Annotated in this window: 10 protein-coding genes and 2 tRNA genes; 3 read left to right on the top strand and 9 right to left on the bottom strand. The window is 68.8% G+C overall.

The genetic code is table 11. The annotated features are described in order from the left end of the window. Nucleotides 1–9: 9 nt before the first annotated feature. From NY1_RS35780 to NY1_RS35760, 5 genes are all read right to left on the bottom strand, one after another. On the bottom strand, nucleotides 10–1,314 hold the full coding sequence (locus NY1_RS35780) for a glycosyltransferase 87 family protein (RefSeq protein ID WP_084535975.1): 1,305 nt from the start codon (nucleotides 1,312–1,314) through the stop codon (nucleotides 10–12). A gap of 64 nt (nucleotides 1,315–1,378) precedes the next feature. After that, nucleotides 1,379–2,713, bottom strand: a complete 1,335-nt coding sequence (locus NY1_RS35775; RefSeq protein WP_439956063.1) for a phosphatase PAP2 family protein — start codon at nucleotides 2,711–2,713, stop codon at nucleotides 1,379–1,381. A gap of 85 nt (nucleotides 2,714–2,798) precedes the next feature. Next, nucleotides 2,799–3,380, bottom strand: a complete 582-nt coding sequence (locus NY1_RS35770) for a hypothetical protein (protein ID WP_157762672.1) — start codon at nucleotides 3,378–3,380, stop codon at nucleotides 2,799–2,801. Between the two features lie 75 nt (nucleotides 3,381–3,455). After that, the gene (locus NY1_RS35765; protein WP_067721642.1) at nucleotides 3,456–4,301 is read right to left on the bottom strand and encodes a hypothetical protein; all 846 of its coding nucleotides are present in this window, start codon (nucleotides 4,299–4,301) and stop codon (nucleotides 3,456–3,458) included. A gap of 59 nt (nucleotides 4,302–4,360) precedes the next feature. Next, nucleotides 4,361–5,374, bottom strand: coding sequence for a GGDEF domain-containing protein (locus NY1_RS35760; RefSeq protein WP_084535972.1), 1,014 nt, complete (start codon nucleotides 5,372–5,374; stop codon nucleotides 4,361–4,363). Nucleotides 5,375–5,776: 402 nt separating this feature from the next. Between NY1_RS35760 and NY1_RS35755 the strand changes: the two genes are divergently transcribed. Then, a tRNA-Gly gene (locus NY1_RS35755) sits at nucleotides 5,777–5,847 on the top strand. 43 nt (nucleotides 5,848–5,890) lie between these two features. Beyond that, nucleotides 5,891–5,967 (top strand) — tRNA-Pro (locus NY1_RS35750). Here NY1_RS35750 and NY1_RS42400 read toward each other — a convergent pair. After that, on the bottom strand, nucleotides 5,946–6,173 hold the full coding sequence (locus NY1_RS42400) for a hypothetical protein (RefSeq protein WP_084535970.1): 228 nt from the start codon (nucleotides 6,171–6,173) through the stop codon (nucleotides 5,946–5,948). The genes NY1_RS35750 and NY1_RS42400 overlap by 22 nt on opposite strands. A gap of 256 nt (nucleotides 6,174–6,429) precedes the next feature. Next, on the bottom strand, nucleotides 6,430–7,242 hold the full coding sequence (locus NY1_RS35740) for a DUF8020 domain-containing protein (protein ID WP_067721598.1): 813 nt from the start codon (nucleotides 7,240–7,242) through the stop codon (nucleotides 6,430–6,432). Nucleotides 7,243–7,454: 212 nt separating this feature from the next. On the opposite strand from NY1_RS35740, the gene NY1_RS35735 reads away from it, so the two are divergent. Next, nucleotides 7,455–7,931, top strand: a complete 477-nt coding sequence (locus NY1_RS35735; protein ID WP_067721597.1) for an NUDIX hydrolase — start codon at nucleotides 7,455–7,457, stop codon at nucleotides 7,929–7,931. A 151-nt stretch (nucleotides 7,932–8,082) separates the two neighbouring features. On the opposite strand, the gene NY1_RS35730 is transcribed toward NY1_RS35735, so the two are convergent. Further along, nucleotides 8,083–10,662, bottom strand: coding sequence for a polynucleotide kinase-phosphatase (locus tag NY1_RS35730; RefSeq protein WP_067721596.1), 2,580 nt, complete (start codon nucleotides 10,660–10,662; stop codon nucleotides 8,083–8,085). Further along, on the bottom strand, nucleotides 10,662–12,389 hold the full coding sequence (locus NY1_RS35725) for a 3' terminal RNA ribose 2'-O-methyltransferase Hen1 (RefSeq protein ID WP_067721640.1): 1,728 nt from the start codon (nucleotides 12,387–12,389) through the stop codon (nucleotides 10,662–10,664). The genes NY1_RS35730 and NY1_RS35725 overlap by 1 nt, the downstream gene beginning before the upstream one ends. Between the last annotated feature and the right edge of the window lie 38 nt (nucleotides 12,390–12,427).

Here is a 12,427-nt window from a genome sequence, read left to right as displayed (position 1 = left end):
CCGAACCGGTCAGAGTTCCTCGCTGACCAGTTCCGGCGATCCGGCGGGGGTGCGCGGGCGGCGGGCCAGCACGCGCCACAGGCCGAAGGCGAGCAGGGCGGTCGCGGCGATGATGTAGATGTCGCCCGGGATGTATTGCCACCAGGACCAATCGCGTTCGCGGTTGTTGCCGTTGGGGACTATGCCGGGGCCGATGAGGAAGAGCAGGGCGAAGACGGTGATCAGGGTGGCGGTGGTGGTGGAGCGGTTGCGGGTGGCCCAGGCGGTGGCGGCTACCAGGCCGGGGGCGGCCCAGACCCAGTGGTGGGTCCAGGAGACGGGGGAGATGAGGAGCAGGACGGCGGCGTTCACGAAGAGGGCGGCTACGGAGAGGGTTGAGACCGAGCCGTTTTCGATGGCGGCGGGGGTGTTGCGTTCGGTGGCGAAGAGGTGGTGCATGAGGGCGGCGCCGGCGCCTACGGCAATCAGGGCGAGGAGGAGCCAGGCGGCGGTGGCGACCGAGTCGGGGAGGCCGAGGCGGAAGATCAGGCCCTTGATGGACTGGTTGCCGACGTAGTCGGGGGAGCCGATGCGGCGGGTGTCGGTGACGGCGTGGAACCAGTAGTCGCGGGATTCGGTGGGGAACAGGACGAATCCGCCCGCCACCACGGCGGCGGCGGTGCCCGCGGAGGTGGCCGCCGCCTTCCAATCGCGGCGGATCAGGAAATACAGGATGAACGCGGCGGGGGTGAGTTTGGTGACGGCGGCGATGCCGACCAGCAGGCCGCGCGGCCAGCGGGGCTTCTCGGTCAGGCAGTCCAGGGCGACGGCGGCCATCAGGACCATATTGATCTGGCCGAACCACAGGCTGATCCGCACCGGTTCGATGGCCAGCAGCACCACCCCGGCACCCATGGTCACCATGAGTTTCGTGCGCGGATCCAGGTCGGGGCGCACCCGGGACAGCACCAGCCAGATGGTCACCCCGAGGCAGGCCAGCGAACTCGCGGTCAACAGCTGCTGGGCCAGCCACATGGGCATCATGGCCAGCGGCGTCATGAGGATCGCGGCCGACGGGGGATAGGTGAACGGCAGGTCCGTATGACCCGCCACCGGCAGCGTCGGGCCGTACAGCGCGGTGTCGTTGTAGAGCCACGACCGGGTGTCCACGCGATAAACCTGCAGGTCCAGGAACCCGTGGAACCTGGCGATGAGTAGCGTGATCGCGACCGAGAGCGCAGCGGCGAGCGCGAACGGCAGGCGCGGCAGGCTTCGTGGTTCGTCAGTTTTCAGTTTGTGCAGCAAGCTGCGCTGCCCCGCCCGCGTCGTGATCATCAAGCAGACCCTAACCTTTCGGAACCCGTGCGGGTTGCCCGGATTCCGTTGCGCGAGTGGCTAATCAACGGCTAACACCCAGGGCTTCGGGTACCGCACGCCCACCCCAGCGCGCCAGCCGGCCGTGCGGCGGTGTGAACCACAGCGCGTTGAAGGTGAACCAGACCGCCGCCAGCGCGCCCAGCACCGCGACCCCGGCCGGGATCGGATGGTCCGCCATGGTCACCGCCAGGAACCGGTACGACAGCAGCAGCCCGCCGAAGACCAGCACGCCCAGCGCCACGACGCGCACCCGGTAGCGATCCCAGCCGCGTTCGGGTTCGCGCAGCGCCGACTCGACGGTCATGGCCAGCACCGCGCCCGCCACCAGATCGGCGCCGTAGTGGTAGCCGAAGCCCAGCGTCGCGAGCAGCGTGCAGATCAGCCAGAAGGTCCCGGCCCAGCGCAGCCAGCGCGGACCCGTGCGGGAGTGGATGAACAGCGCTGTCGCCCAAGCGGTGTGCATGGAGGGCATGCAGTTGCGGGCGGTCTCGGCGTCGAACCGCATCGAACTCGGGACGGACAGGGCCGGGAGCGCGTCCGGCCAGTCGCCGATCTGCAGCCCGTGCCCGAGCGGTCCGTACGCGAAGACCGGGCCGACCACCGGGAACAGCACGTAGAACAGCGGCCCGATCACGCCCAGCAGCAGGAAGGTGCGCAGCAGATTGTGGCGCGGCCAAGGGCTCGTGGCGACATGCCGCAGCTGCCACGCCGCCACCACGACCGCCGCCGCCGGCAGCTGGATGTAGACCACGTGCAGCACGTTCGAGGGGATCGGGCCCAGCGCCTCGAGGATCCGCCCCACCACCCACGCGGGTTCGCCCAGCGCGCGGTCGGCCAGCTGCACGTACTGGTCGAGCACCTGCGGCCCGTCGACGATGCTGACCATCAGCCAGGTGTCGGCGAGTTTCGAGGCCATGATGAGCAGTACGCCGAAAGCGATGGCGCGCAGGGCGGTCCGGCGTTGCTCGCCTCGCCATCGCGCCACGGTGACGAGCAGTCCGGTGAGCGCCAGCGTCGGCCCGGTGCCGATCGACACGTGCCATCCGCAGACCGTCTGGATCCCGAGCATCAGCAGATCCAGTACCGCCGCGGCGGACAGGCTGATCACCCGCGCCGGTTTGGGCACCCCGACGCACGCCAGCGCCAGCCCGGCCCACGAGACGAAGGCCGACTGCGGATTGCCGAGGAAGTCGTCGAGCAGACTGTGCAGCGGCCCGAGCATGTCGTGCGAGGAAGCCCACACCTGCGCGGCCACCAGCAGCGCCGTCGCCACGATCAGCCCGGCGGCCGGTATGAGCCGGTTACCGGCCCTGCTGGACAACGACGAGCCGGATACGTTCACCTCGTGGTCGACCAGCACCGTAAATCGATAACACATGGGAAACGGAGGCACAACTTCCGGTTACCGAAAGGTGTGGGTCGACCGACCAGATCGTGGCCGGTCAGCGGTTGCCGGCGGGCCGCCCGATCGAGCGCTGGACGTATGCCAGCGCCTCCGGGGGGAACAATTCGCGGGGCAGTACCCGCCCGCCGAAGTCGCCGGTGAACAACACCGTGTGCTTATGGGCGACGAGCCGCCGGATCTCGCTGTACCGGAAGGGCACGGTCTCGATCGCGGTGGACAGCTCCAGGCCGTCATCGAGATAGCGGACCTGGAGCACCGCACCGGGATTGGCGTAGCGCAGTGCCCTGGGGGAGCCCTTGCGCATTTCCAGCAGCGTGTGGACCGCGAAGATGATCAACACCGTGACGAACAACAGCACCGCCACGGTCACGGTGAAAGACGGATCGGCCCAGATGAGGGAACCGCCCGGCTCGGACAAACTTCCGATCAGGGATTTCACGAAGAACACGGCCAGCAGGACGACCGTGACGCCCGCGGCGATCACCACCGGCTGCGGTCCGAACCATCGCTTGCGATGCTCGGCCCGGGTGATCCACAGCGCCGTCTTGGGCCCCGCCACGCACCGCACGACCATGGCCCCGGCCTCGTCGCGCCACATCGCCGATTGTCCCGCATCCACGATGCCTCCCCCGGTCTCGCCGCTGCGGCGTACTCTACGCTGCGGCAACGACTTTCGAAGCCGGGGAAAATGGGGTCAGAAACCGCCGCTGTCGAAGCCGTCGAACCCGCCGAAATCGCCGAGGTCACTGCCGCCGAGATCCGGACCGGGATCGGCGTAGCCGGCGTCGGCCGCACCCGGATCGGCCGCACCGGCGTCGTATCCGCCGTTGTCGTATCCGCCGTTGTCACCGCCGTCGTAGCCGCCGCCCGCGTCCAGGCCGTCCTGATAACCGTTCCCGTATCCGCTCTCGAACGCGGCGGCGTCGTACCCCACACCCGCCATACCACCGAACAGCGCATCGAACAGCAGGACGGAGCCGACACCCCACGCGCCCGCCACCAGAGCTGTCTTCCACCACGGTTCGGAGTACCAACCGGCCGGCACCGGGCGTCCCGCGACGCGCCCGCCGGGGTAGTAGTTCGGCGTCGCCGGCGACGGAATGGGGGAGGCTTCGATGCGGCGGCCGTCGTAATCGACCACTCGTTCCTCGGTCACCTTGCCCGCACTGCGCTGCCCGTCGAGTTCGGGGACCGCCGGCCCGGGATCCATGCCCATGGCCGCGCGGGCGGCGCGCACGTAGTAAAGCCCTTCCAGCGCGGTCTCTTTCGCGAGCCGGGCCTGCGCCACGGTCTGCGCCTGATCGATCTGCGAACCGGCGGCGGTGAAGCGCTCGGCGGCATCGGCGAGCGCCTGCTTGGACGGATTGTCGGAGCCGGTGAGGTTGTAGACCTGTCCGCCGAGTCGTTCGATGGCGCGGCGCGCATCGGCTTTGGCATCGGCGAGCTGGGAATTGGTGCGGGCGCGCTGGGCCGCGCCGACCGCGACGACACCGAGCAGCACGACCACCAGGACGATGAGCACTACGACAACCGTTCCCATGCGTCCCACCCTACGCAGCCCGATTTGCCGCAGGCTTGCCAATCGCTGTGAGTTGCCCGCTATCCGGCGACCGCGGCGAACCGGGACCTCGGTCCGCCTGAGTCGACCTCCTCGGCGTCGAGTTCCGACACCGCGAACTGGCGTTTGCCCGCTGTTTTCGCCGAATACATGGCCCGGTCCGCGCTGCGCAGCAGGTCCGCAAAGTCGAGATCGCGTCCCGGCGGGCAGAAGGCGGTGCCCACGCTGGCCGAGGCCGGCACCGGTCCGGCGGCGGTCGGCACCGGTTCGCACAGCGCCGCCAGCACCCGCATGGCCAGCTCGCCCAGGCTGTTGCGCCGGGCGGGCAGCGCCACCACGAATTCGTCACCGCCGTAGCGCGCGATGACCGTTTCGGGCGGGCAGGTGGCGCGCAGCCGCTGGGCGATGGTGACCAGCACCTCGTCCCCGACCGCGTGCCCGAAGCCGTCGTTGATCTGCTTGAAGTCGTCCAGATCGATGAGCAGCAGGCCCACGCCGCGCATCGGATCGGTCGACATCACCCGGACCCGCTCCTGCAACAGCGAGCGATTGGCCAGATCGGTGAGGGCGTCGTGGGTGGCCTCGTGCTTGAGCCGGGTCTGCAGCGCGGCGATCTCCTGCACACGCACCGACACCGCCTCCGAGAGGCTGCGTTCCTGCTGGGCCAGCGCCCGCTGCTGCAGCGCCTCGGCATAACTGTCGATGGCCTGGCTGGCGATCAACGGCCACCGGGTGGCGATCAGCGATCCGGGATCGCCGGGCGTGAGCCCCAGCAGCGCGCGGCTGGCGGGCGCGAGCATGCGGGTGCGGTCGAACGGCGATTCGGCCAGCCGCCGCCCGATGCTGCGGGCCGCGGGCACCGGAAACGGTTCGGACCCGGCCAATTCCAGCAGTTCGTCGATGACGCGGGTGAAGATGCGTTCCACGTCATCGGGGGGAATGGCGGGCCCGGCGCCCACCGCGGCGCCGCTGCCGCCCGGGTGCACCGAACGCACCCATTCCCTGATGGTCGCCGCGACCAGCGCGGCCGTGCGAATGTCGAGTCGGATGGGCATACGCGCTCACCCGACGAACGGGATGTCGGAACCGGCGCCGGCGCCGGTCGCACACTGCGGGTCGATCTCACTGCTACGCGGTCCGTCACACCATGTCTGGCGCACGCTCACCGCCCCCTTTCCGATACCCCCGTCGGACAAAAAGGATCCTAGCAAGCCACCCGACATCGAAAACCCCTGTTTCAGAACAGGTTCCCGGCGTCTCGCGAATGGCGATCGGATGTCTCATCGCTCGCGACGCCCCCGCGTTACACACCCCCTCCGCGAGTCTTTCGCGACTCGCCGGACACCCACCCCCCCGACATGCCCGACGTGCGCGAACGCGCCCTGATTCGCTTTCGGGGAGTGAGGTTCGGTACAGTGCTCAACGCATACCGCATCGGCTTCCGATGCGCGGCGAATGCGGGCGTAGTTCAATGGTAGAACCTCAGCCTTCCAAGCTGATGGTGCGGGTTCGATTCCCGTCGCCCGCTCTTTCCCGTCTAGCGGGGAGCGTCGGCACTGCCGCACGTAGACCGGGGTGTAGCGCAGCTTGGTAGCGCATCCGCTTTGGGAGCGGAGGGTCGCAGGTTCAAATCCTGTCACCCCGACCATCTTTCGACTCTTCCCGATCGAGCTTGTCCAGGGCTTCGTCGAGTTCCCGGCCGATTTCGTCGAGACCGGTGATGAGCAGGTCCAGGTGCTGGTTCACCTCGGCGAACTCATCGGTGAAATCCATGAACCCGAGGGCTTCGGCGCGGAGGAGTTCACGCTGCCGGGCGAGTTCTGCCAATTGCGGATCGGATTCGGGTTCGGTCATCGGCCGAGGGTACGCCGGGCGGGGGTTCGGGCCAAGCGTGGTTTGCCTAGCAGTTGCGGGATGTAGTTGCGGGCGGTTTTCTCGCGGGCACGACACGCGGGCGGCAATCTGCTTGCTGCTCAGATCTTTTGCGATACCGGACATCGCCCAGCACGACCTGATCGTGGTGCCGGACACTGGCATCGCTACCAGAGAACGTGCTCGCCAGGGCGGCCTGAGCCGAGGGCGGCCCTGGCGAGGGCGTCGGGGTCGGTCTCTACTTCGGCTGTTCGGCCGCCGACGGCTGCGCTTGTGCTTGCGCCGGTTCGGTTTTCGGCTTGTCGGCCCACTTGGTGGTGCCGTCGGCCGCGTTCATAGTGGTGAGCAGGTCGATGCCGGCGGCGATGAGGGTGGGGCCGCCGACGGCGATGCTGCCGATGATGCCGCCCACGCTGGCGCCGGTGGCGAGGCCGCCGATGCAACCCGCCACCAGGGTGGCGATGCAGCCGATGGTGGCGCCGAGCGCGGTGCCGACGAAGGTGCCGATGGAGGTGCCCAGGCTGAACTGGAGGGTGAAGTCGTTCAGGGCGCGCTGGTTCTCCACTTGGGAGGCAACGGGTTTCACCACCAGCGGCTGCGAGATGGCCAGCGCGGCCGGCTTCTCCGGCGTGAGCGCCAGCACGGTGTCGTTCTGTTCCAGCCGCGAGGCGACCGGGATGCCGACCGTGCCGACGTGGAAGACCAGGGGCAGGCTCAGCAGGGTATGGCCGGCGCCGTCCTTGACGTCGGCGACCTGCACCACGTCGGCCGGGTCCACGGCCGCGCCGTCCGCGCCGACGGTCACGCCGTCGCGTTCGCCGAGCCGTTGGTCGCTGCCCGCGGCGATATCGCTCGCGAGCGCCTTGGTGAGAGTGAAGGTGCCGCCCTTGAGCGTGGTGACGACCGTCTTGTCGACGAGCTTCGTCGAATAGGCGATGCGCTCGGGTGTCGCGTCCCCCGGAGCAGCGGGCTGGGCATTCGCCAGGCCGGTAGCCGCGGTCAGTGCGCCGATCACCAGCGTGGCTGCCGCGGTGGCGCTGCGGAACTCCATGCGGTATCCAATCCGTCATCAGGTGTGGGCAGATCCAACCGCTGGAGCTTAATGGAACGCGCGGGGGCCGATTCCCTTTCGGTCCCCCAGGATCCGCCGGAAATTATCGGGCGTTTATCGATAAATGATCCCGCCCTGTGGTTTGCCGAAGCGTCGCCAACTCTAGCGTCCGGAGTGTGCGCGCGTAACCCGAACGCGGCAGACTGCCGGGAATGAGTCTCAGGTACAGCGCGGGCGTACTGCTGTTTCGCCGATCCCCCGACTTGGAAGTACTGCTCGGCCACATGGGCGGGCCGCTCTGGGCGAAGAAGGACGCCTCGGCCTGGTCCATCCCGAAAGGCGAATACGATCCGGCGGACGACGGCCTGCAAGCCGCCGCCCGCCGCGAATTCACCGAGGAACTGGGCCTGCCCGTCCCCGACGGCGACTGGATTCCGCTCGGCAATGTGCAATACGGGAGCGGAAGCAGCCGTAAGGAAGTCACGATCTGGGCCGTCGAAGGCGACCTCGATCCCGCGGACGTGGTTCCCGGCACCTTCGACATGGAATGGCCGCCCCGCTCCGGGCGAATTGCCCAATTCCCTGAAATAGACCGAGCCGAATGGTTCACGCCCGACGTCGCCCACGAAAAGCTGGGCAAAGGCCAGCGCCCCTTCCTGGACCGTCTCGTCCAGTACCTGAACGACTGAGCGTGCACCCCCGTCATTCCGGCGCGCTTTTGGCCGGAATCCACACGTCAGCGCTGTGTGGATCCCGGCTAAGAACATGCCGGGATGACGGTGGGGGTGAGCCGGGATGGCGGTGGGAGGGTGAGCTCGGGATGGCGGGATGGGGGTGGGGTCAGAGGCGGGGGTCTACCGGTTCCGTCTCCAGCGCGAGGACTGCGAAGACGGCTTCGTGGACTCGCCACAAGGGTTCCGCGTCGACGAAACGGTCCAGGGATTCCAGGCCCAGGGCGTATTCGCGCAGCGCGAGGGAACGCTTGCCGCCGAGGCCGCGCTGACGCAGGCGGGTGAGGTTCTCCGGGCGCAGGTATTCCGGGCCGTAGATGATCCGGAGGTATTCCGGGCCACGGCATTTCACGCCCGGCTGGACCGGGCGGCCGCTGCGGGTGCCGGTGCCGGTGACCAGGGAACCGACCGGTTTGACGACCATGCCTTCGCCGCCCGCCGCGGTGAGTGATTCCCACCAAGCGGTTGCTACAGCTTCGCTGTCGGCATCCGCGAGGTCGACCAGCACGCGCCGGGTGGGCGTGAAGAGGTCGGGGTCGGCGGCTACCAACCGGTCGATCTGTTCGAGGTGCCAGTTGTGTTCGCGCACGGCGTAATTCGCGCCCTGCCCGGCCAGCAGCTGGAAGGGGGCGAGCCGTACGCCGTCCAAACCCTGGGTCGGCCAGCAGTAATGGCCGTACGCGGTGGTGAAGGCGTCCGCGTCGGCGCGCCGGGCGGCGGTGCGGGCAGCGAGATCGCTGACGTCCAGGCCTCTTTCGGCGGCTGCGGCCAGCGCGTTCGCGGCCGCACCGAGGGAGGCGCGCGCCGCCGCGCCGACCGCCGCGTACTGGGTGCGCAGCAACCCGAGCGCCTTGGCCGACCACGGCATCAGCTCGGTATCGAGAACCAGCCAGTCGGTGCCGAGTTCATCGAACAGACCGGCCTTTTCGACAGCCGTGCGGACGCGCGCCAGCAGCGCTTCGGTCTGCGCCGGGGCATCGAAGAACGGGCGGCCGGTACGGGTGTACACCGCGCCCGTGCTGCCGTCGTCGATGCCGAAGCGATCCCGCGCCACGTCGGCCGAGCGCGAAACCACCACCACCGCACGCGAACCCATGTGCTTCTCCTCGCACACCACGGTGTCCACGCCCTCGGAGCGGTAGTACTCGAACGCCTGCTCGGGATATTCGAGGTATCCGTCGCGCTGCGAGGTCGCGCACGGCGACATGGTCGGCGGGAGGTACACCAGCCAGCGCGGGTCCACCGCGAAGCGGCTCATCACTTCCAGGGCCGCGCTCGCCGCGTCCTCCTGCACGCTCACCCGGCCCAGGTGGCGGGTCTCCACCACCCGGCGGCCGGTCACGTCGTCCAGATCCAGCACGCCCGGATCCCGGTGCACCACACCGGTTCCCGGCACCAGCGTGGCCGGCTGCAACGGCCGGGTCGGTTCGTACCAGACCTGTTCGGCGGGCACCGAGACCGGTTCCCGCTCCGGATAGCGCAGCGCCGACAGCTGCCCGCCGAACACCACGCCGGTGTCCAGGCACAGCGTGTTGTTCACCCACACCAGGTTGGTCATCGGCGTGTGGCCGTAGAGCACCAGCGCCTTGCCGCGATAGTCGTTGGCCCACGGGTAGCGCACCGGCAGGCCGTATTCGTCGGTCTCGCCGGTGGATTCGCCGTACATGGCGAATTCGCGCACCCGGCCGGACGCGCGGCCGTGGTACTGCTCCTTCAGGCCCGCGTGCGCGACGACCAGCTGACCGCCGTCGAGCACGTAGTGGCTGACCAGCGAGCGCATGAACTCGTGGGCGGTCTTGCGGAAGTCGGCGTCCTCGTGCTCGAACTGTGCGAGGGATTCGGCCAGGCCGTGCGCCACCTTGACCTTGCGGCCGTCCAGCGCGCGCACCAGCTTGAATTCGTGATTGCCGGTGACGCACAGGGCGTTTCCGTTGTTCACCATCCCCATGACCAGGCGCAGCACGCCCGGGGTGTCCGGCCCGCGATCCACCAGATCGCCGACGAACACGGCGGTCCGGCCCTCCGGGTGCCGTGCGTTCACCGCACGCCCGTCGCCGTCGCGTTCCACCGCGTACCCGAGTTCGCCCAGCAGCGTCTCGAGTTCGGACCGGCAGCCGTGCACATCGCCGATCACATCGAACGGGCCGGTCAGGTCGCTCTTGTCGTTCCACAGCCGCTCGTCGGTGATGGTCGCGGCCTCGATCTCCTCGAGCCCGCGCAGCACGTGCACCTTCCGGAAGCCCTCGCGCTCCAGGAATTTCAGGCTGCGCCGCAGATCCCGCTGCTGGCGCGTCACCACGTGCGCGCCCAGGTGAGCGCGCTCGGCCCGCGCGGCATTGCGCTCGATGCACACCTGATCCGGCACATCGAGGACGATCGCCACCGGCAGCACATCGTGCGCCCGCGCCAGGTCGATCAGCGCCTGCCGCGCCTTCGGCTGCACATTGGTGGCGTCCACCACCGTGCGCAGCCCCCGCCGCAACCGCACCCCGGCCACGTGATGCAGCAGGTCGAACGCGTCCTGCGTGGCGCTCTGATCGTTCTCGTCATCGCTGACGATCCCGCGATACCCGTCCGAGGACAGCACCGCCGTGGACCGGAAGTGCTTGTGCGCGAACGTCGACTTCCCCGACCCGCTGCTGCCGATCAATACGACCAGCGACAGCACCGGAATGGACAGCTCAGCCATTACGCGGCCCCCTTCTCATCGCTGTCGTTCCCCTGCTCACTACCTTTGCCGAACACCGCCAACTGCGTAGGCGCGCCCAGTTTTTCGTCGATCGCCCCGACCGGTTCGAACCGCACGCGGTACCCGTACGTCGCGGCCACCCGATGCGCCCACTCCGCGAATTCCGCACGGCTCCACTCGAACCGGTGATCCGCATGCCGGAACGTCCCCGGCGCCAGACCTTCGTACAGCGCGTTGTACTCCCCGTTCGGCGTCGTGACGATCACCGCTCCCGGTGCGGCCGAACCGAATACAGCGTGCTCGAGCGCACTCAACCGCGACTGATCCACATGCTCGATCACCTCCATCAGCACCGCCGCATCGAACCCCCGCAACGAGGCATCGGTATACGTCAGCGCCCCCTGCCGCAACGTCACCCGACGCGACTGCCACTCCGGCAACCGCCGCAGCCGCCGCTGCGCGATATGCAACGCCCGCATCGACACGTCGACCCCCACGATCTCCGCGAATGTCCGGTCCGCCACCAGTTCTCGCAACAGCGCACCCTCACCACACCCGAGATCGAGCACCCGCGCCGCCCCGGTAGCTCGCAACGCCGCGATCACCGCCGCCTTCCGCAACACCGCCAACGACGGCTGCCGCTGCCCATCACCCGCGGTCGGCGCACTCACGCCGCTCTCGGGAGCCGAATCCGCTACTCCGGAGGCGGATTCCGCGTCGGACGGATCGGTCGGCGAGAGGAGCCGGTCACCTGTAGGCCGCTCGGACCTGGCCGCCGTCTCGACGGGCGTATTCCAGGTGGACACTGGCTCGTGCGAGTTGTCGACGGCCGGAAGCGATTCCGGGTAGGAATGCCGCGCGGGCCCCGCCGCATGAGCAGATCCGTTCCGCGCGGTCGCGGCGGGGGCTGTTTCCGCCGAGGTCTCGTCGTCGAGGTAGTCGATCTCGACCGCGCCCAGTTCTTCCGGGTCGGTGTCGTCGAGTTCCGCCAGGCGGGCAAGTGCCGTGCGGACCAGGGAGTGGCGGCGCGTCAGGTAGCGGCGGGTGATCCATTCGCGTTCCGGGTGCACCGGCAGCCAGGTCTCGCCGACGCGGAGCAGTTTGTCGATCTCGGTTTCGTCCAGGAAGTAGTGCTTGCTGCCGTCGAGGACGGGGAGCAGGACGTACAGGTGGGAGAGGGCGTCCGACAGTCGCAGGGTGCCGGTGAGTTCCATTGCCACGTAATGGGAGTCGCCCCATTCCGGGAAGGCCGGGTCCAAGGGCAGGGGAGTGGCGGTGACCTGCCAGCCGAGCGGCGCGAAGACGCGTTCGGCGGACTCGGGGCCGCCCTTGCACGGGACGGCCGGGAGTTCGATATGGAGGGGAAGGGCGGTCTCAGCGAGTTCGGGGCGCTGCTTGCAGCGGCCGTGCAGGGCGCTGCCGAACACCGTGGAGATGGCCACCGCCAGCAGCGAGGACGCCGCGTAGGGGCGGTCGTTCACGTACTGGCCGAGGCTGAATTCCTGGTGGCCCTTGGACTTTCCGCGTACCAGGCGGACCGGGTCGATTTCCAGCAGGAGAGCGGCGGTGCAGCGGCCGGCGCCGGCTTCCGGGTAGAAGACCTGGGCGACGCCGTAGGACTGCTCGAACTGCTGCATGCGCGCGGGATTCTTGTGCAGCAGAAAGCCCAGGTCGCTCGCCTCCCAGGCGGCGTCCTCCGGTCGCGTACAAGAAATCGTCAACAGCATCATGAGATGCTCGCGTACGGTCGCGCGCGGCCGCAACC

It is taken from the genome of Nocardia yamanashiensis NBRC 100130 (assembly GCF_001613325.1).
GTDB classification, from domain to species: Bacteria; Actinomycetota; Actinomycetes; order Mycobacteriales; family Mycobacteriaceae; genus Nocardia; species Nocardia yamanashiensis.
This window is presented reverse-complemented; position numbering and strand designations above follow the sequence as displayed.